The organism is uncultured Campylobacter sp. (genome assembly GCF_963517995.1).
Taxonomy (GTDB): domain Bacteria; phylum Campylobacterota; class Campylobacteria; order Campylobacterales; family Campylobacteraceae; genus Campylobacter_A.
On sequence record NZ_CAUQHQ010000001.1, the window covers coordinates 1 to 18,777 of the forward strand.

An 18,777-nucleotide genomic window follows, 5' to 3' on the forward strand; every position below is an offset into this window, starting at 1 on the left:
AATTTAAAAAAATTAGGAAAAGATTTTTGGGTGGTATTAGATTTGAATGAAAATAAAAGCAAGAGCGCCGTTTTGCGCCCTTACTTTTGCAGCAGCTTAATTTACCGCCAGGTTAATTATAAATTCTTTAAGCGAAATTTTATCGTTTATCAGCAGATCATCGCTACCTACGTCATGCTTAAATTTCGCGCTCATATACTCGCCATCTTTAGTAAAAAGCGAATTTATGCGCTCCTCAAAAGGCTTAATACCGTTAATCATTTCATTAAAATCTCTGTCCGGCATTATCCCTTTATATTCGCTTAAAAACTCCGTTATAGACGCGGCTTGCACTTTTAGCTCGCCGTCAAATTTAACCGCCTTTAGCGCCGTTTCCACGTCCGCGTCGTTTTCTAGCGTTTTGCTTTTGACGCCAAGCCCCGACACGTCGGCTACGGCGTTAAATTTGATCTCCTTGCCGCCCGGATTTTTAAAGCTAAAATTTTTAACCTCCAGCACGTAGTTTTCGCTCATTAAAATTTTATAAACCGCCGATTCTTTAGGATCGTTAAGATACATCGCCATAGCAAGCTTGTTTACGTTTTTTTCGTTCATAGCGGCGTTTAGATGAGTTAGGATTTTCTTGTCGTCTATTTCTAGCGCGCCTAGGTTAGCCTCCGTCATCGTATCGAGCAAATTTGCGTTCGCATTTTGCTTAATCTGCGCCAAAAACGCCATATCGGTTATCCTGACGGCTTTTGGAAAATCATAGCTTCTAGCGTTGCTAAAGCTCATTTTGCCGACCTTTATTCCTACTTTAGATATATTTTCGTAGGCGGTTTGCAAATTTACGAACGAAACTAGATCGCTAAAGCTCTTAAAATCGCTAAGCTCGATGAGCATGGATGCGTTTTCCATCGCAAATTTGCCCGAGTCGTCCATATCGCCGCCGTCAATCTTGCCGACGCCGATTTCTAGGGATTTTATCTTGTTTTCTTTGATTTGGGCCTTTACAAAAGGCTTTGAGACGAAGAATTTAGAGAAACTCTCGTCTACTGTAAGGACGGCCAAAATTAGCGTCCCGTCGCGGGTTTTATCTAAATGTATTAGCACGTCGGCGCTCAAAAACTCGTCCGTGCCGAATATCTTTTTAGCTTCGGCGGCGGCTTCGGGCGTTAGAGCCTTGATATCGCTGTGCGCCTTAAATCCGCTAAAAATCTCGGCAAATCCATGCTTTAGCGTGGTTTTAGCCTCAAATTTTACCGGATCTTTGCCGTCGGTTAGCTCAAACGTAAGCGTCGCGCGCGAACTAAAGAGCCCCTTGTCGTACTCGTTTTGCGTCACGTTTGCTTTTAGGTCGACAAACGGCAAGCTCAAAGTTTCGCCCGTTAGCCTAGCCACGCCCCTATCGTAGGACTCTTTGGCCTTAGACGAGCCGTAAAACGCGACGCCAAAAACCGCGATCAAAACGACCGCAAGCGCAAATATAACCTTTTTCATTTTTTTCCTTATTTTAAATTTTACTTCGTCGCCGCGATAAGTTCGATCTCGACCAAACCGCCCTTTGGCAGCGTTTTTACAGCAACCGTGCTGCGAGCGGGATAGGGCTCGTTAAAAAACTCGGCGTAAATTTCGTTTACCGCCGCAAAGTCCGCGATATCGGCTAGAAAAATCGTCGTTTTTACCGCGTTTTCAAAGCTAAGCCCCGCTTCGCTCAAAATCGCTTGCAAATTTTGAAGCGATCTTTGCGCCTGCGATTTTACGTCCGCGCCCGCAAATTCGCCGCTAGGAGTCACGCCTAGCTGCCCGGAAATAAATAAAAATCCGTTAGCCGCGATCGCTTGCGAATACGGTCCGATCGCTTGCGGGGCGTCTTTTGTAGAGATAACCTTTTTCATTTTCGTCCTTTGTAAAAAATTTCGCGAATATTAGCAGTTTAGCGCCGAATTTGCAAATTTAGCTATAATTTCCCGTAAAAAGGCGCTAAAAATATGAAAATCACCCTTGCTCCAAACGAGTTTTTAGACGATTACGTTCTTGGCTGCGAATTTGCAAAAAACGCCGAAATCTCGGGCAACGCGTATCTGTTTTGGAGCGGCGCGATCTGCGCTAAATTTGAAAACTCGCGCACCGTTTTTCTGCATAAAAAAAGCATCCCCGCGCGATTTTGCGAGGCGGCCGCGCGCTGCAGCGACCTAGCAGGTCTAACGCTCACGTCGGCGTTTTGCTCGTTTACGACGCTAGCGCCCTCGCATCTAGTCGCCAAAAACGGCTCCAAACTCTATCCGCTTTTTGATCTACGCGAAATTTGCGGGATAAAATTTATAAATTTAAAGAAATTTTACGACGATTTCGGACTTGACTACGGCTATAGAATTTACATCGAAAAGTGCTCGTTTTTCTCGCCCGAACCGCTTGAAAAGCGCATAAAGCTAACCGAAACGATGTGCCTGGGGTATTATTAAACCGCGAAATTTAGGCTTTTTGGCTTGCAAATTTAGCCAAATTCGGCCGTAAATCCAGACTCAAATTTAATCCGCGCCGAATAAACCGAGTTTTAGTCAAATTTTGCTGCGCCGCGCGGAGCGAAGCGATAAATTTAAAGCTAAATTTACGCGCTAAATTTAACGAGCTTCCTACCTTGCCGCATTTTGCTTATCTTGCTGGGTTACGGACGTGAGTTTAGAGAGGCGCTTACCGAGAAATTTTTTCGCATCGTCTACGATAGAGTAAACAGTCGGCACGAAAACGAGGCTAAGCAGCGTAGAAACGGCTAGTCCGCAAATCACGGCTACCGACATCGTCGCGCGAAACTCCGCGCCCGAGCCGCTAGCAAACACCGCAGGCGCCATGCCGGCGATCATAGCTATCGTAGTCATCACGATAGGCCGCGCCCTCTCCGCGCCCGAGCTTAGCAAAGCCTGCCTGACGCCGCTTCCGCGCAAACGCTTTTCGATGACGAAATCAACGAGCAAGATAGAGTTTTTACCCACGATAGCCATGAGCATCAAGATGCCGATGACGGCAGATAGATCAAGCGCCCCGCCGTAAAGCAGCAACCCGCCCGCCGCGCCGCCGATAGAAAGCGGAAGCGCGATAAATATCGTAGCGGGCTGCAAAAAATCGCGAAATAGCACGACCAAAACCAGTAAAAACATCGTCACGCCAAAGCCCAGCGCGATACCAAACTGCTCAAACATCTCGCTCATATACTCGCTATCGCCGTACTCGGGCGACGAGATGCCTGAGGGCAAGTTTTTCATCGCGGGCAGCGCGTAAATTTGCTCCAAAACCTCGCCTACGGTAAATCCGGGCTGCAAATCGGCCTCGAGCGCGATCTTGCGGCGTTTATCAAACCTCTCTATGCTAGCAGCGCCTTGCAAATACGAAACTTCTGCCACGCTAGAGAGCGGCACGGCCGTCCCCGCCGCGCTTTGGACGTAAATTTTACGCAGGACTTCAAGGTCGTTTCTAGCGTCCCCATCTAGGCTAACGCGGATAGGCACTTGGCGGTCAGGCAGGTCAAATTTCGCCGACGCCGCGTCCGTGTCGCCCACGGTAGCGATACGCAGAGCCTCGGCTACGGCTTGGTGGCTCACGCCTAGCCTCGCGGCCTCTTTTTTGATTAAATTTACGCGGATTTCGGGCTTTTGCAAAGGCTCGTTTACTTGAGCGTTTTTTGCACCCGGCACGTCGCTCATTTGGGATTTTATCAGCGCGGCGGTTTTAGAGAGCGCGTCCGCGTCCTCGCCGGTTAGGATTACCGAGATATCGCGCGCGGCCATATCGTTAGCGAAGGCAAATCTCATATCGCTAAATTTAGCCAGCTCCGCCCGCAGCTCGTCTTCAAACCGCTTTTGCGTAGCGCCCCGCTGCTTGTGCGGTTTTAGCGTGATTAGCAGCTCGCCCTTGTGCGTTTCGCCGCCGCCTCCGGCTATAGCAAAAACCGACAGAACGGCCGGATTTTGCTTAACGACGCGGGTTAAATTTAGCAGCCTCTCATCGGTCTGCTCTAGCGTAGAGCCGGGAGCTAGCGTGATATTTACGCTGCTTCTGCCAGAATCGCTTTGAGGCAAAAATCCCGTCGGCAAAAGCGGAATGAGCACAAAAGATCCCAGCAGCAGCAAAAAGCCGATAAAAAGCGTAAATTTACGGTGATCTAGCGTGAAATTTAGCAAATTTAGATAGGCGGCCTTTAGCTTGTCCGCTTCGCGCTCCTCTTTGGCCTCGGGTTTTAGGACGTAGGCCGCTAGCAGCGGAGTAGCTAGGCGCGCTACTAAAAGCGAAGCCAAAACCGCCGCCGCGACGGTTATGCCAAACTGCCTAAAGTACTGCCCGATGCCCCCGCCGATAAAGCTAACGGGCAAAAATATCGCCACTATCGTTAGCGTAATAGCAACCACCGCAAAGCCGATACCGTCAGCCGCGTCGATGGCGGCTTGATACGGGCGCTTGCCTAGGGCTAGGTGTTTTTTGATATTTTCTATCTCCACGATCGCGTCGTCTACGAGTATGCCGATAACTAGCATTAAAGCTAGCAGCGTGATGCCGTTTAGCGTGTAGTCCAGCAGATAAAGCGCCGCAAACGTCGGCAAGATCGAAAGAGGCAGCGACACGGCCGCCACCAGCGTCGCTCTCGCGTCTCGCAAGAAAACAAACACGACCAAAACCGTCAGTATCGCGCCCTCGGCTAGCATCCAGATCGTTTGGTCGTAGCTTTGCTTAGTCTCGTTCGCCGAGGTGTATATCTCGTCTATCTTTACTTCCGCATGCTCTGCGGTAAATTTAGCCAGCTCCTCCTCGATCTTTTGCATCACGACCGTGTCGCTGGCGCCTTTTGAGCGCGAGACGCTAAATCCCGCCGTCTCCAGCCCGTCCATCCTAGAGCGCGACCTAACCTCGGCGTGCGAGTCCTCTACGCGAGCGATATCGCCCAGACGGACGCTACCGCCGCCCTCTAGTCGGATGGGGGTGTCTGCTAGCTCCTCGATACTCTTTGCGCCGCCCGTTACGCGCAGGCTGTTTTCCGCGCCGTCTAAAACGGTCCTGCCCGCGGGCAAATCGGCGTTATTTTGCGCGAGCTGCTTGTTAATATAAGCCGCGTCTATCTTTAGCGAGCTAAGCGCAGCGGGGTCTAAAAGCACCCTAATCTCGCGCGTAACGCCGCCTAGGCGCTTTACTTGTTGCACGCCCGGGATCGCTAGCAGCCGCCTTTTTATCTCGTTATCTATCAGGCGCGATATCTCGCTTTGGTCTAAATTTACGCTTCCTACCGAATAAAACGCGAGCACCCCGCCCTCGACGTCCACGCGCTCTACTAGCGGCGTATCGATGTCGGCGGGCAGTTCGTCTCTGATCTGCGAGATAGCGTTTCGCACGTCGTTTACGGCCCTATCGACGTCCGTCTCGATAGCAAACTCCACCGTCGTAGCCGAGCTGCCCTCGGAGATCGTAGAGCTAACGTGCCTCACGTCCGCCAGCCCGCTCACGGCGTCTTCTATGCGCCTAGTAGTCGAGCTTTCCAGCTGAGTAGGCGACGCGCCGGTCTGCGTGACCGTGACGCTAACGATAGGAAAATTTACGTTTGGGTTTGCGTTTATCGGTAGGCGCAGAAACGACGCTACGCCGCCTAAGCTAAGCGCGATAAAAAGCACGATAATCGGGATAGGATGACGGATCGCCCAAGACGAAATTTTCACTCCGCGCCCCTTTGCGCCGCTTCGCCGTCATTTACCAGCGCGGCGGCTTTTAGCGCGACCTCATCGTCCTCGCTAACGCCCGAAATCACCTGCACTAGCCCGTTTGCTCTAAGTCCGGTTTGGATTTTTCGCTTCTGCGCCTTGCCGTTTTTTATTATCGTCGCAAACGCGCCCGCCTCCGTAAACGAAACCGCCTGCGCGGGCAGCGCTAACGCGCTCAATTCGGGCAGGTCGATGACAATCTTGGCGTACGAACCGATAAATTTAGCCCCGCCGTCTAGCGAAATTTTGACCTTACCTAGGCGCGAGCTCGTATCCACGCTAACAGGCACCAGCCGCACCTTGCCGTTTACCGCCTCTTTTACGCCGTAAATTTGAGCCTGCGCGCTCATACCGACTTTTATCTGCGCTAGCTCGGCTGCGTCCGCGTCCGCAGATAGCTCGATGACGCCGTCTTTTGCGATGTTAAACAAAGCCTCGCCGCTAGTTAGCGCGCCGATTTGGGCTTTTTTGGCCGTTATTACACCGCTAACGGGCGCTATCACGCTAGCCTTTGTCAGCTGATCTTTAGCCTCTGCGATCTGCGCTTCTATCTGCGAAATTTGGGCTTTTGCAGAGTTTAGATTCGCTCTGGCGCTTGCTTCTTTTGCGTTTGCTTGTTCGAGTTCTTGCGAGCTGATCGCCTTTTTTGCCGCCAAGTCTTTAGCTCGCTTTAGCGCGGAGCTAGCCTCGCTAAAAGCTGCCTTGGCGGAGTTTAAATTTTGCTTTGCGGCTTCAAGCGCGGCGGTTTGCTGGTCAAATTTCGCTTTTAGGCCGGCACTATCTAGCAGGGCTAAAATTTGCCCCCTTTGCACGTTTTCGCCCACTTCGGCTAAGATCTGGGCGATTTGTTGGCCTTGCAGCGCCGAACCTGCGGCAACGTCGTCTTTAGCAACTAGCTCGCCGTGCAAATTTAGCTTTGGGCTAAATTTTGCGACCTTGGGCGAGACGACCGTGAGCTTTATGGCTTCGTCGTTTTGATTTTGTCTAGCGTCCGAATTTTTGTCATCTTGGCCGACGTTTGTTTCGCTAGCGTCGCCGTCTTTTACGTCCGCTTGAGCCGTTTTATACTCGGACGCGTTTTGCTTGTTTTGCGGCGGCGTTTCTTGCGCCGATTTATTTTCCTGCGCCGCCGTCGTTTGCTGCGCGGTCAAAACCAGCGCAAACGATAAAAAACACGCCTTTAAAATTTTGCCGAATTTCATAAAAATTCCCTTGAAATTAGTCTTAAAATTTATCATATTAGCAAAATTTAGGACTAAAAGTCAATCCTAAAACCTTGAAAATATTTTGGGATTTTACTAAAATTCGCGCAAAATAAAAAAGGAAAACGATGTATAACTTTGACGACCTAGGCAAAAAAATCAGCGAGATTGACGAGCGTATAGACGCGCTGATCGCTAAAACCGGGCTTAGCTACAGCGAATTTGCAGTGCTTTATACGCTAGCAAAAGACGGCCGCTCGACGCAAAAAAAGATCAGCAAGGAGTGGCTCATACCCAAGCAAACGGTTTTTAACGTCTGCAAGGATTTTCGCCAAAAAGGGCTAGTGCAGCCAAGCGAGCAAAGCACTGATAAAAGGGAGCGTGCGATGAGCCTCACGCAAAAAGGACGCGACGCGGCAGACCCTATCGTACGCGCTAGCGATGAGCTGGGCGAGCGGGTATTTGCTAGGCTCGGCGAAAAAAATACCCAGAAGCTATTTTCGCTGCTGACGCGCTTTTGCGAGATTTGCGACGACGAGATCAAAGACGCGTCTAATCTCAAGACCAAAATTTAAATTTACCGACTTTAAATTTTTTATGCTCTTTTAATTTCAGCAAAAATCGCGGCTTAAATTTAGCAAATATTTTTGCCGCAAAGCGCGGATTTGACGGCAAAACGCGCAAAATTTATCCAAAGCGCCGCGGTAAATTTAATATAAATTTATATGGGCAAGCACGAAATCGTAGGCTTTTGCCAAAAAACTTGCAAATTTGGCGACAAACCGTGTGCAGACCAAAAGCTAACGGTAAGCCTCGCGCAAAATACTCTAGCCGAACGCGCTGCGTCCTAACGATATTTATCTTGCCGACTTTTTGGCGCTATCCGCTTTCTCCGGTTTGCCGCTTTTGCGCTACACGGTTTAAATTTAGGCTTCAATCGCGCGTTTGACAGCTTAAATTTTACAAATTTCGCCTGGCAAATTTATCAAAAAGCCGTCTTGTTAAATCCTACGCTTAAATTTTGTTGCTGACCAAACGAAATTTACCTAAATTTAGAAAAAACACTTACAAACACAAACCGCCGCTAAATTTACTCGACAACGGCGCAAGCGACGCTACTTTGATTTAGCATTTACAGCTCATAAAATCGTCAAAATTTAGCCCAAGAGTGCGCTAGCGTATATTTTTACTGCGGGTTGCCTTATTTTATCCAAAAGGCGCGGGTAAATTTAAACCGCCGAATTTTGATGCGTCGCGTCTGGCAGCCTACTGATTTAAAGCCTTGTTCGCAGGCCGATTTTCCGACGGCTTAAATAAAATTTGTCAAGCCCTAGCCTAGACATTGCCGTTTTAACGGCGGCGACCGTCAAATTTATCCGTAAGTGGCGAAATTTAACTTTCGTAACATTTTGTAAATTTATTTACGTTTTTACTCACTTTGTATAGATTTTTGTAACTTAAATTTCAAAATTAATCAGAAAATATAATACAAAGCTCTATAATCGGTAAATTTAAAACCGAAAGGAGAAAAAATGAAACTATTTTCAGCGCTGGCTCTGTGCGCGGCGATGGCGTTTAGCGCGCAGGCTGCGGGAAAATACAAGATCAAGCTCGCCTCCACCTACGAGAGCAACGTGCCCGTACTAGGCGATGCTCCGAAAAAATTTAAAGAGCTCGTAGAAAAGATGAGTGACGGCCGTATCGAGGTTCGCGTCGACTATCCGTCCAAGCACAAGGCGGCGTTTGCGCTGCTTGATATGGTAAAAAGCGCCCAGTACGACGCGGCTTTCACCGCGAGCTACTTTTATAAGGGCAAGGACGCCAAGCTCATGCTCTTTACAACCGTGCCTTTTGGTATGAACAAGGCCGAGCAGGACGCATGGTACGCGTACGGCGGCGGCAAGGAGCTAGCGCAAAAGGTTTTTGGCGAGCAGGGCATCGTGACCTTTCACGGCGGAAATTTCGGTATGCAAATGGGCGGCTGGTTTAAAAAAGAGATCAAAAGTACGAACGATCTAAAGGGACTAAAACTGCGCATGGCCGGGCTTGGCGGCGAGATAATGGCAAAACTGGGAGCTAGCATCAACACGATCCCGATCGGCGAGCTATACATGGCGATGGAGATGAACACGATCGACGCCGTAGAGTGGGTCTGTCCTGCGATCGATATAAATTTCGGCTTTCAAAAGGTGGCTAAATTTTACTACACGGGCTGGCAGGAGCCCGCGAGCGAAAACGAATTCTACATCAACAAAAAGCTCTGGGACAAGCTACCCGCCGACCTCCAAGCTATCGTAGAGACCGCGACCAAGGCCGTAGCGACCGATGTCTACGAGTCGGCGGTCTATCAAAACTCGCTAGTCCTTGATAAAATCAAAAGCGAGCACCCGGACGTGAAAATCGCCTCGTTTCCGCCCGAGATCATCGCTGCGCTGCGCAAAGCCACGGATGAGATCCTAGACGAGCTCTCGGCCAAAGACGCGACATTTAAGGAAATTTTGGACTCGCAAAAAGCATTTATGAAAAAGGCTAGGGTCTGGACGCAGATCTCCGAAAACAGCTACATAAACAGTACTACGGAGTGATCTCTGCTAAATTTAACGAGCCGTACGAGTAAAATGACGGCTCGAAGGCTGGTGCAAATTTGAGATTAAATTTGAACTGAAATTTGGTTTGAAGTTAAATTTAAATAATTACAAAAACAACTCGGACTATTCTTTTATATCTCTTGTTTCAATGATGTATTCAAAGTATTTTACTCTATCTTTTGTCATATCTAGTTCACACTGCGCTATCATGTTCAATTCTATTAGCGACGGCGGATAGTCTCCTCCACCCATCTCCTCCCTAATATTCATGCAGCCTTCTTTCATTTTCAACCATACTCTCTGCGCTGCAATAAAATCGTTTTTACTAGGCTCTTTTGCTGCCAGCTTTGACTTATCGTTAGTAAACCTTTGCAATACGCTCTTATATTTTATGTTTAAAACTTTATCGTAAATACTCATTTCAAAATCAGTGCAGTTTGCCAGCTGCCCAAAATGACCTTTATCGGATGCTTCCTGGCAGTCACGATTTATTTTCTCACTTATTATGTCACCATAATTCCATTCAAATTTTACATAATCAAGTGACGAGCCTTGCGTCGTGAGATCGGCCTGTATACATCCAATAACTTGGTCGGTAGTTTGAGAGTTCATTATACATTTTTTCGTATTTTCAGAGACATAGTCCGATCCTCCGCCGTATACCGTGACGGCGACAACAAGTGGTAAAAGTAGCTTTTTCATACGTTTTCCTTTAATTAGAATTGAGTGCTCATTATACGAAATTTTACTTTAAATTTACGTATTTTACCCCATATTTTTTACCTTCCAGCCCAAAATATACAATCTCAAATATTTATTTCACATTCGCATACTTCAAACAATGTTATATACGAATCGGATCTAGACCTCAACCCTTTTATAGGCTCGCACGAGATTGACGAGCTCAAAAACTTTAGCGCAAAAGCAGTCTCGGAGAATGAAGTACGAGTAAAATTTGAGTTATTCGGCGAAAAACGGGACGTGACTTTGCGCCTAATCTGCGATAAAGATTGCCTATTTGGCGACGTAAAGCTTAGTGACGTAGGCTCGCTAAAGGCTAAGATTAAAAAATCTTTGAAAAAGCGTATCCGAGTAATTACGGCAAAATTTTTAAAGACTAAGCATAAAATTTGAGAATTTTTGCGCCGTTTGGTTTCAAATTTGCCCGTTTTTCAAACGGCGCGCAAACCAAAAGCGGCGCGCAGATAAGCCGCGAGCTAGCTATAACCCGCGCCGATAAATTTATATCTTTTTATACGGAGCTTGTCCGACTTCGTAGAAGTTATTACCCTCGCTATCTATCGCTACGATAGCCGGGAAATCCTCAACCGTAAGCCTCGCGACCGCCTCAGGGCCAAGCTCTGGGTAGGCTAGCACTTCGTACTTTTTGATACTTTGGCTAATTAGCGCGCCCGCACCCCCGATAGCGACCATATAGACGCAGCCTGATTTTTTCATCGCTTCGACGACGGCATCAGAGCGATATCCTTTGCCGATCATGCCGTTGATGCCTACTTCGTTTATCATCGTCGGAGTGTATTTGTCCATGCGTCCGCTAGTAGTCGGTCCCGCAGCTCCTATGACGTCGCCCGGTTTTGCGGGGCTTGGTCCTAGGTAGTAGATCGTCTCGCCGGCTAAATTTACGGGCAAGGCCTCGCCGCGAGCCAAAGTCTCGGTTAGCGCCTTGTGCGCGGCGTCGCGGGCTGCGATGATGGTGCCGCTTATTAGTACGTTATCGCCTGCTTTTAGGCTTTTTACGACCTCTTTGTCAAACGGCGCGGTTATCTTTTTTACTTCTGACATATTTTCTCCTTAAATTTCAGCTTCGGCGTGGCGAGCGGCGTGGCAGTTGATGTTGATAGCGACCGGTAGGCCCGCGATGTGGGTCGGATACCACTCGATGTTTACTTTTACCGCGGTCGTGTCGCCGCCTAGACCTTGCGGTCCGACGCCCGTTTTACAGGCGAGTTCTAGCAACTCCTCCTCTAGTTTGGCGTACCGCGGATCGGGGTTTTTGCTGTCTGCGTCGCGAGCGGCGGCGTATTTTGCCATTAGCGCGGCCTTATCCATCGTGCCGCCTATGCCTACGCCGATCACCATCGGAGGACAGGCGTTTGGACCCGCTAGCTTAACTGTGTCTAGAAATACCTTTTTCACGCCCTCTAGGCCGTCTGCTGGCACTAGCATTTTTAGAGCCGATTTGTTCTCGCTACCAAAGCCTTTTGGAGCCACTTTTATATGGATTTTATCGCCTCTTACTATCCTTACGTTTATGACGGCGGGGGTGTTGTTTGTCGTGTTTTTACGCTCAAAGATCGGATCGTTTACGACTGATTTGCGCAGGTAGCCGCCCACGTAGCCGTCTTTCACGCCTTCATTTATCGCGTCTTCTAAAAATCCGCCCTCGATATGCACGTCTTGTCCCAGATCGACGAACACGACCGCCATGCCCGTGTCTTGGCAGATCGGAGCGATGCGCTTCTCGGCTAGATCAGCGTTTTGGAGCACCTTGCCTAGGATGTCCTTGCCTATCGGCGAGCTCTCGTTTTCTCTAGCTTTTTCAAAAGCCGCTCTCATATCGGGCGTTACGACGTAACAGGCCTGCTTGCAAAGCTCGCTTACGGTTTTGGAGATCGTTTCTGCTTGAACTACTCTCATCTGTCCTCCTGTGTTAAATTTGTTTTCTAAATTTCAAAATGTAGAATTTAAATTTTATATTTTATTAAATTTCGTGAAGTTTATCAAAATAAGCTAAAAAGTTAGATTAAATTTACTGATTTTGAGAGAGTCCGAGAGAAAAATCGGCTGAAATTTATGCTTCGCGTAAATTTGAAAATTTAGCCCAGCTAAAGCCGGCGATAAAATTTAACGCTAGTTCTGCAAGACTCGGCAAAACGGCGATAAATTTAGCGCACGTGCCGCAAACTCAAATTTGACGAAATAGCTTAAATTTAAGCCGGTTTCGAATGCGACGGCATTTTCAAATTTAGAGTCGCTAAATTTAAGACGCCGTCTCCGAATCTCAAATTTAAAACTAAATTTACGCCCCGCCTGCAAAAAGCAAGGCGCAAATTTGCCTAGTCTTCATCCTCTTTTTGCTCAAATTTTCTGCGTACCTTGACGCTAGAGATGCTAGCGCCGTCCATCTTGCGCACCTCGTAGTAGCAGTTTTCGTCCTCGATCTTGTCGCCTACGACAGGCAAGCGACCGATGAGATTAAAGACATACCCGCCGATCGTTAGCTCCTCGGTCTCGTCGGCAAAGCTTATCCCCATCAGTTCCTCGACGCTCTCTAAATCAAAGCGCCCCTGAAACTCGTAGATATTTTCGTTGATTTTTTTGTAGTGCGGGTCGGCGTCGTCGTGCTCGTCGTTAAAGTCGCCTAGGATCTCTTCCATTATGTCTTCCATCGTAAGAAGCCCCGCCGTGCCGCCGTATTCGTCTACGACGAGAGCGGCGGAGATTTGCTGCTTGTTCATCATCACGAGGATTTTAGATATCGAGAGGTTTTCGGGCACGATGACAAATTTACGCACGATGCTGTCAAATTCGCGCTTTTTGTTACCAAGATCGATTTGCAAGATATCTCTAATATGGATCATACCTAGTATCGCGTCCTTGCTACCGTCGATATACGGATAGCGCGTATATTTGGAGTCAAAGATCACTTTGATGTTTTCTTCGTAGCTTTTTTGCTTGTTTATGCAGACCATGTCGCGGCGCGGAGTCATGATCTCTTTAGCCACCGTGTCGGAGAAATCGACCGCTTTTTTGATGATCTCGGTCTCAAAGCTATCTAAAACGCCGCCCTTTAGGCTCTCGCCCACGATGATTTTTATCTCTTCTTCGGAGTGGGCTAGCTCGCTCTCTTTGGCTGGTTTGATGCCCAAAATTTTAAGCGAAACGCCGGCTAGAAAATCAAAAGTCTTGATAAGCGGCGAGAAAACTACCCAAAATACATGTAGCGGACGCGCGATGGCTAGGACTGCTTTTTCAGATTTTGCGATGGCGACAGACTTTGGTACCAGCTCGCCTAGCACCACGTGCATGAGCGTGATCAGCGTAAACGCGATCGCAAACGCGACGGTATGGACTAATATATCGTTTAGATTAAAGTATGTTTTTAGCGGTTCTTCTATCAGCCTAGCTACCGCAGGCTCGCCGATCCAACCAAGAGCTAGCGAGCTTAGCGTGATGCCTAGCTGCGTGGCGGAGAGGTAGGTGTCGAGGTTGTTTGACATATCAAGCGCGGTTTTTGCGTTTGGCACTTTGTCCTTAACAAGCTCCTCTAGGCGGGTCTTGCGGACTTTGACGATGGAAAATTCTGATAAGACGAAAAAAGCGTTTAGAAATACGAAGAAAAACGCGAGAGCGATCATAAAAAGCGAGTCGGCGCTACTGGGGTGCAATTAAAATCCTTAAAAAATTAAAATGAAATGCGGCGATTATAGCAAAAAATCGGGAATTTTAAACTGAAAGCGCATTTTTGTCGCCGCCGGAGCGGGCGAGAGTCGCGGAGGCTATTTTGCCGCGTTTTGGCGCTTTTAGTCGTGCACGCGCCCTGCTCGCCGTTTAAATTTTAGCACAAATTTGACCTCCGTGCTAAACTTGTAATAAAAATATTGCTTATTTTATCCGCTTTTTGCAGCAAATTTGTACGCCAATCCCCGGCTAAACCCGCGCCGTAAAAACGCAAAACGCAAAAATACAAGCCAAATTTGAAAGAATTTAAATTTGCGTCGCCTGCGTCATTGGGGCTCAAGTTCTTAAATTTGATAAAGGAGTTAAATTTGGATTAGTTTTAAGGCTTTGCCGGCAGCACCGAATTTAAGCTCTAAAAGCAAATCGGCTCGCTGTAAATTTTAAAATTTGAGCCAAGATCGGGCGGCTTTGACGCGGCGATTTTAGCGCTTGAAATGTCAAATTTGACCGCAAATTTGAACTACGGCAAATTTAAATTTTGAAGCTAAATTTGACTTGCGATCTAGCCGTTTTGCCAACACAAGTCCGAACCGACGCGGCGAATTTGAACGTAAAATCCGCCCGCAAAACCGCTAAAACTGCGCTTTGTCGCCGTTTGCTTTAGCGCCGTTTACAAAGTCGGTCGCTTTTTTAGCAGGCCTTTTGATCCCTTTTTAAGACGCAAAGCCTCAAGCCCCTCGTAGTCGGCGTTTTCGTCGTCCCGCCCATGTAATCCGCGCCAAAAGCCCCAAGATAAACAGTATAAATATCGCTCGCGCCCGCTCCTTTGTAAATTTAGCTTTAATATACAGCGGCAAGGGGTTTAAATTTAGCTTGATTTTGCGCAGATTTGCGACATTTTTAGAAAAAGAGCCTAACGAACCGATATCGCGGCAAAAACCGATCGCCCCCAAACAGCGCCTGCGGCTAGATCGCTACCGCAAAAAACTAACGCTAGTATCGCCCTGTCATCTGGGTCGCGACCCGTAAATTTCAGCTCAAAAACGATCAAGCCGAGATCGCAATCCAAGAAAAGAAAATCGGTCGCCGTTTTATATCTCTTCTCTCTTTTATATGGGCCAAATTTGGCGCGCGGGCAACGGCGGCGAGCGGATTAAATTTAACAAAACTACACCGACATAACGGCCGTTTTACAATCTTTGAGGCACTAGCGGCAAATCGCGCGAAGAAAATGAAACAAGAGTTAAATTTGTGCGGGTCGCGGACGTCCGAGTCGCCAAATTTGACGCCGTAAAAAAGAAGCAAAAAAGACGGCGTAAATTTTATAAATTCGGCATTGCAAATTTGCAAGCAATAGAAGCAGTACAAACCAGTCGTCAACGCCCGCCGCACCTGGAGTAAGCTCACACTCAAACCCAGAGAGCGTCAAACGCCGCCCATAAAAAAGCAAAATTTAAAAAACGGCGAATTTTAGCGGTCTCGCGCAAGAATAAATCCGAATAAAATAGCCAAAATCGGCGCCGCAAGTAAAATTTATGCGACAAAATTTGCACAAATCCGCAAAAAGGCGAGCGAATTTGTGCGGGCTAAGTTAGATCATTTTACTTTTTTGCCGTTTTTGTAGCTGGCGAAAATTTCGGTCGTGCCGTCCTTTTTAAACGCGATCACGTCGTAGTCTTCGACGATGTCGCCCTGCTCCATACCCGGACTTCCCAGCGGCATGCCGGGCACCGAGATGCCCACGACGTCAGAGGGTTTAGCGGCCAAAAGCGCTTTTATCTCCTGCGCCGGTACGTGCCCCTCGATAGCGTAGCCTCCGACTATGCCGGTATGACAGCTGTATAGCTCCGCCGGCACGCCGTATTTATTTTTTGTTTCGATTATCTCGTTTGTTTTATGCTCGGTTATCTCAAAGCCGTTTTGCTTCATTACCTCGCCCCATTTGCCGCAGCAACCGCACTCGGGACTTTTATAAACCTCGATCGTCTCGCCTAGCGCGGCAGCCGCGATCGCGGAAAATAGCGCAAAGCCCAAAAAGATCTTTTTCATCCTTATCCTTTTATAAAAATTTCGGCGCATTTTAGCATAATGTATATAAACGGCAAATCAAGTTTTCAAAAACCAAATCTGAATAATTTCTCTCTAAATTTTAGCTCGGCTTTGAAATTTAGCCTAAAGCGGCCCTTGTCGCGTCGGCGGACAAAATCGCCTAAACGGCAAGCCCAGTGCATCGCTAGCGCAAAGCGTATCGTCATTTAGGCGTTGCAAACCGTGCCGCTAAGCATAAGACGGGCGCCGGTCTAACCGCGACGTAAGGCTAAATGCGATTTTATGCAGATATTATTTTAAAAATCGCCGCGCAGCTTGGATTTTACGCAAAAACAAGCTAAATTTAACCGTCGCCATTGTATCATTAAAAATAAATTTGTAAAGGAGAAAAATGGCGCGACTAGTTTTTATTTTGTTAATTCTAGGTTTAATCACGTGGTTTTATATGGGCGGAACGAATAAAACCGTGGCCGACTACAAGGGCATGAGTAGCGAGCAGCTAGAAACGCTGTGCCTAGAGAAAAAGGACAAAACCGCGTGCCAAAAATACGCGATAGACTTCGTAAAAGGCGCCAAAGCAAACGGCGGTAAGCCGCAGTTTTAGGCATTTTTAGCGCGGATCTACTTGGTAAATTTGCCTGATTAAGGCTTAGGTTTTAAATTACCGAATTTAGCGTCAGATGCGGCCCTAAATTTAAACTCTTGACGCAAATTTAGATTTCTAAATTCGGCGTATATTTTAACCGCTTAGATAATAAAAAGCCTGATTGCAAAATCAGGCTTTATTTTTTAATTTTTTACTTCATCGTGCAAGCTACTTGATCGCCTAGATCGCAAGCTTTTGTATAAAATATTTTAGCATTTGCCATATCTCCACTTTTTTTGTATTTATATGCCAATAAAGTGCAAGCTTCGGCATTATTTAGATTGCAAGCTTTTCGAAAAAGTTCAATTTCTTTAGGATCGTTTTCGCCTGCAACATAGTATTTTTCAGCAGCTTTCAAACAAGCCTGCGCATCGCCGCCGTCGCATTTTTTGATATTATCCTCCAGCTCCCCGGCACTCAAATTTAAAGAGCATAGCATGGCAACGACCATAACTAAAACGATTTTTTTCATTGTTTTCCTTTTGATTGAGGTTGGTTAATCATTATATTTTTATTTGCACTGTTTTACAAGCCTCGTTTTTATAATAAATGCAAGATTTTGGGCAAATTTGCGCCAAACCTAAAAGCAGCGGTTTGGCCCAAAACGCGGACAAAGGCGCTAATCATGCCGCAAAATCAAAAATAAAAGAGAAAAATTTTGCGCCGCCGATAAAGATTTAGGCGGCGATTTTTGATTTAAAAGCATAGAAAAGCAAAGCCCGTTTCGCTAAAATTTAGCAAGCAAAACAGCAAAAATCGGAATAAATTTAAGATACTATCTTTATTTACGGCTCGCCGACGACGAGTTTTGCACGTTTTGCCGCCGCAGGCGTTAGGATAAAAATGCGGCGCTATAAATTTACCTCCGCTTGCGCCGCTAGCACCGAAATTTAGAAACGCTTTAGCCCAAAATCGTCTGCGCCCTTAGAAATCCTATTTTTGGCGCCGTTAGATTTTTGCGCAAATTAGTCCAAAAATAGCAGCATATGCCCGCGGCGCGCGAGTAAATTTAAGAGCGTTGGTTTAATGCGTCAAATCCAAAGCACTAACAAATCTGCGGCGTCAAGCCCCTTTGCCTATCCGCAAAAACCGTCGTATAAAACCGCGCATGGGGGACTAAAACAAAGCCTTTTGGCGCAAAACAGGCAAGCTCTCCAAAAGCTCATCGCATTATTTAAGACCGGGTAAAACCAACTGCGATATCCAAATTTGACGTAACTCCCCAAAAGCTCATCGCCGCAGTCGTTCTCAAAATCTAGCGAGAAAGGACGCGCTAGCAGGCGCAAGCGGCGATATTAAATTTAACGAGCCAAACCGCGCAAGAGCAAACGCGCTAGGCTAATAGATAAAAAGCCCCTCTTTATTTGCCTCGCCGACCTTGTCCGTTTTGACCCACGCTACGACGTAGATAATAAACGATGCCACGATAAAAAGAAAACTAAATATAAACAAGTACCCGCTTGCTTGCATCAGCTCCCCGATAAAAAATACGAAAATATATGCTTTAAAAAGCCCGTTTCTAGTTAGCCTAGCAAGCTTAAAAAAGACCTTCGCCCAAACTACCGCCACGTAAACTAGCAAAAGCGCCGCGATAACGGCGACGAGCCTAGCTAGCGGATGGCCCGTTTGCGCCAAATAAAACGCCAACGTCTGCGTGACCTGGGCGACGAACATCGCCATCATCGCCTTACCGTAGTTTACGTGCAGATCATCGCTACCCGCAAGCCGCGCGATACCGCCTAGCGCCGCATAGGTTAGCAGCGCGCCTACGAGGACTGCTAGAGCAACGGCGATTTGTAGCTTTAGCCCCGCGTAGTCCGCGATAAAAAACGCGTAAAGTTTGATAACGGCAGGCGCGACGCCGGAAGCTATGCCTGCCGTCCTAGCCCGCCAAAATGCCGCGCTTTCTTTTAGTGCCGCCTTCGTCTCCTCGCTTCTGGCGTCTTTCGTGGCGCGCCTCTCGCCCTCGTCCGTCACCACGAATACGTCGCGGGCAAACTCCCCGTCGGCTCGAAACGCCACGCACTCTCCTCCGCCAGGCCGCCCCGCGCGCACCTCTTCAAAGCTAAATTTATAGTATTTCCCATCATCGCCGACTATCGTCGTTTCGCTTATCGCTACGCCCTTCATCCGCTCTCCTTTTTCGTTTT

15 protein-coding genes are annotated in these 18,777 nt (G+C 47.6%); 4 read left to right on the forward strand and 11 right to left on the reverse strand.

What is annotated here, in order from left to right; all coding sequences use genetic code 11:
* Positions 1–96: 96 nt before the first annotated feature.
* Positions 97–1,479, reverse strand: a complete 1,383-nt coding sequence (locus tag RYL88_RS00005; RefSeq protein WP_314988421.1) for a DUF945 family protein — start codon at positions 1,477–1,479, stop codon at positions 97–99.
* A 20-nt stretch (positions 1,480–1,499) separates the two neighbouring features.
* Positions 1,500–1,877, reverse strand: a complete 378-nt coding sequence (locus RYL88_RS00010) for a RidA family protein (RefSeq protein ID WP_314988422.1) — start codon at positions 1,875–1,877, stop codon at positions 1,500–1,502.
* Positions 1,878–1,970: 93 nt separating this feature from the next.
* On the opposite strand from RYL88_RS00010, the gene RYL88_RS00015 reads away from it, so the two are divergent.
* Positions 1,971–2,444: a cysteine permease gene (locus RYL88_RS00015; protein ID WP_295145141.1), complete on the forward strand. Its 474-nt coding sequence runs from the start codon at positions 1,971–1,973 to the stop codon at positions 2,442–2,444.
* A gap of 171 nt (positions 2,445–2,615) precedes the next feature.
* Here the strand turns inward: RYL88_RS00015 and RYL88_RS00020 are convergent, their stop codons facing one another.
* Positions 2,616–5,678: an efflux RND transporter permease subunit gene (locus tag RYL88_RS00020; protein WP_314988423.1), complete on the reverse strand. Its 3,063-nt coding sequence runs from the start codon at positions 5,676–5,678 to the stop codon at positions 2,616–2,618.
* Positions 5,675–6,922 carry an efflux RND transporter periplasmic adaptor subunit gene (locus RYL88_RS00025; protein ID WP_314988424.1) on the reverse strand — a complete coding sequence of 416 codons (1,248 nt, stop codon included), beginning with the start codon at positions 6,920–6,922 and terminating at the stop codon, positions 5,675–5,677. The genes RYL88_RS00020 and RYL88_RS00025 overlap by 4 nt, the downstream gene beginning before the upstream one ends.
* Before the next feature lie 128 nt (positions 6,923–7,050).
* Between RYL88_RS00025 and RYL88_RS00030 the strand changes: the two genes are divergently transcribed.
* Together RYL88_RS00030 and RYL88_RS00035 are read left to right on the forward strand one after the other, a co-directional pair.
* Positions 7,051–7,497 carry a MarR family winged helix-turn-helix transcriptional regulator gene (locus tag RYL88_RS00030; protein ID WP_314988425.1) on the forward strand — a complete coding sequence of 149 codons (447 nt, stop codon included), beginning with the start codon at positions 7,051–7,053 and terminating at the stop codon, positions 7,495–7,497.
* 957 nt (positions 7,498–8,454) lie between these two features.
* Positions 8,455–9,507, forward strand: coding sequence for a TRAP transporter substrate-binding protein DctP (locus RYL88_RS00035; RefSeq protein ID WP_314988426.1), 1,053 nt, complete (start codon positions 8,455–8,457; stop codon positions 9,505–9,507).
* A 126-nt stretch (positions 9,508–9,633) separates the two neighbouring features.
* Here the strand turns inward: RYL88_RS00035 and RYL88_RS00040 are convergent, their stop codons facing one another.
* The 5 genes from RYL88_RS00040 to RYL88_RS00060 all read right to left on the reverse strand — a co-directional run bounded on the left by RYL88_RS00040 (position 9,634) and on the right by RYL88_RS00060 (position 15,981).
* The gene (locus RYL88_RS00040; protein ID WP_314988427.1) at positions 9,634–10,212 is read right to left on the reverse strand and encodes a lysozyme inhibitor LprI family protein; all 579 of its coding nucleotides are present in this window, start codon (positions 10,210–10,212) and stop codon (positions 9,634–9,636) included.
* A gap of 540 nt (positions 10,213–10,752) precedes the next feature.
* Entirely contained in the window at positions 10,753–11,313 is a 561-nt protein-coding gene (locus RYL88_RS00045; RefSeq protein ID WP_122862386.1) for a Fe-S-containing hydro-lyase, read from the reverse strand.
* 9 nt (positions 11,314–11,322) lie between these two features.
* Positions 11,323–12,168, reverse strand: a complete 846-nt coding sequence (locus RYL88_RS00050) for a fumarate hydratase (RefSeq protein ID WP_314988428.1) — start codon at positions 12,166–12,168, stop codon at positions 11,323–11,325.
* A gap of 419 nt (positions 12,169–12,587) precedes the next feature.
* Positions 12,588–13,919 (reverse strand): hemolysin family protein, encoded by a 1,332-nt coding sequence (locus RYL88_RS00055; protein ID WP_314988429.1) that lies wholly within the window; start codon positions 13,917–13,919, stop codon positions 12,588–12,590.
* A 1,609-nt stretch (positions 13,920–15,528) separates the two neighbouring features.
* Positions 15,529–15,981 (reverse strand): DUF411 domain-containing protein, encoded by a 453-nt coding sequence (locus tag RYL88_RS00060; RefSeq protein WP_314988430.1) that lies wholly within the window; start codon positions 15,979–15,981, stop codon positions 15,529–15,531.
* 391 nt (positions 15,982–16,372) lie between these two features.
* Between RYL88_RS00060 and RYL88_RS00065 the strand changes: the two genes are divergently transcribed.
* Positions 16,373–16,585: a hypothetical protein gene (locus RYL88_RS00065; protein WP_314988431.1), complete on the forward strand. Its 213-nt coding sequence runs from the start codon at positions 16,373–16,375 to the stop codon at positions 16,583–16,585.
* Between the two features lie 193 nt (positions 16,586–16,778).
* On the opposite strand, the gene RYL88_RS00070 is transcribed toward RYL88_RS00065, so the two are convergent.
* Together RYL88_RS00070 and RYL88_RS00075 are read right to left on the reverse strand one after the other, a co-directional pair.
* Complete coding sequence (locus RYL88_RS00070) at positions 16,779–17,099, reverse strand: hypothetical protein (protein ID WP_314988432.1); 321 nt, start codon at positions 17,097–17,099, stop codon at positions 16,779–16,781.
* Between the two features lie 866 nt (positions 17,100–17,965).
* A complete protein-coding gene (locus RYL88_RS00075; protein WP_314988433.1) occupies positions 17,966–18,757 on the reverse strand; it encodes a hypothetical protein in 792 nt (263 codons plus the stop codon).
* Positions 18,758–18,777: the final 20 nt, after the last annotated feature.

Excerpts from the sequence above, each read along its gene's own strand:
- RYL88_RS00075 (WP_314988433.1), bottom strand. The coding sequence starts at position 18,757 with ATGAAGGGCGTAGCGATAAGCGAAACGACGATAGTCGGCGATGATGGG.
- RYL88_RS00010 (WP_314988422.1), bottom strand. The coding sequence starts at position 1,877 with ATGAAAAAGGTTATCTCTACAAAAGACGCCCCGCAAGCGATCGGACCG.
- RYL88_RS00035 (WP_314988426.1), top strand. The coding sequence starts at position 8,455 with ATGAAACTATTTTCAGCGCTGGCTCTGTGCGCGGCGATGGCGTTTAGC.
- RYL88_RS00015 (WP_295145141.1), top strand. The coding sequence starts at position 1,971 with ATGAAAATCACCCTTGCTCCAAACGAGTTTTTAGACGATTACGTTCTT.
- RYL88_RS00040 (WP_314988427.1), bottom strand. The coding sequence starts at position 10,212 with ATGAAAAAGCTACTTTTACCACTTGTTGTCGCCGTCACGGTATACGGC.
- RYL88_RS00050 (WP_314988428.1), bottom strand. The coding sequence starts at position 12,168 with ATGAGAGTAGTTCAAGCAGAAACGATCTCCAAAACCGTAAGCGAGCTT.
- RYL88_RS00030 (WP_314988425.1), top strand. The coding sequence starts at position 7,051 with ATGTATAACTTTGACGACCTAGGCAAAAAAATCAGCGAGATTGACGAG.
- RYL88_RS00025 (WP_314988424.1), bottom strand. The coding sequence starts at position 6,922 with ATGAAATTCGGCAAAATTTTAAAGGCGTGTTTTTTATCGTTTGCGCTG.
- RYL88_RS00005 (WP_314988421.1), bottom strand. The coding sequence starts at position 1,479 with ATGAAAAAGGTTATATTTGCGCTTGCGGTCGTTTTGATCGCGGTTTTT.
- RYL88_RS00065 (WP_314988431.1), top strand. The coding sequence starts at position 16,373 with ATGGCGCGACTAGTTTTTATTTTGTTAATTCTAGGTTTAATCACGTGG.
- RYL88_RS00045 (WP_122862386.1), bottom strand. The coding sequence starts at position 11,313 with ATGTCAGAAGTAAAAAAGATAACCGCGCCGTTTGACAAAGAGGTCGTA.
- RYL88_RS00060 (WP_314988430.1), bottom strand. The coding sequence starts at position 15,981 with ATGAAAAAGATCTTTTTGGGCTTTGCGCTATTTTCCGCGATCGCGGCT.
- RYL88_RS00070 (WP_314988432.1), bottom strand. The coding sequence starts at position 17,099 with ATGAAAAAAATCGTTTTAGTTATGGTCGTTGCCATGCTATGCTCTTTA.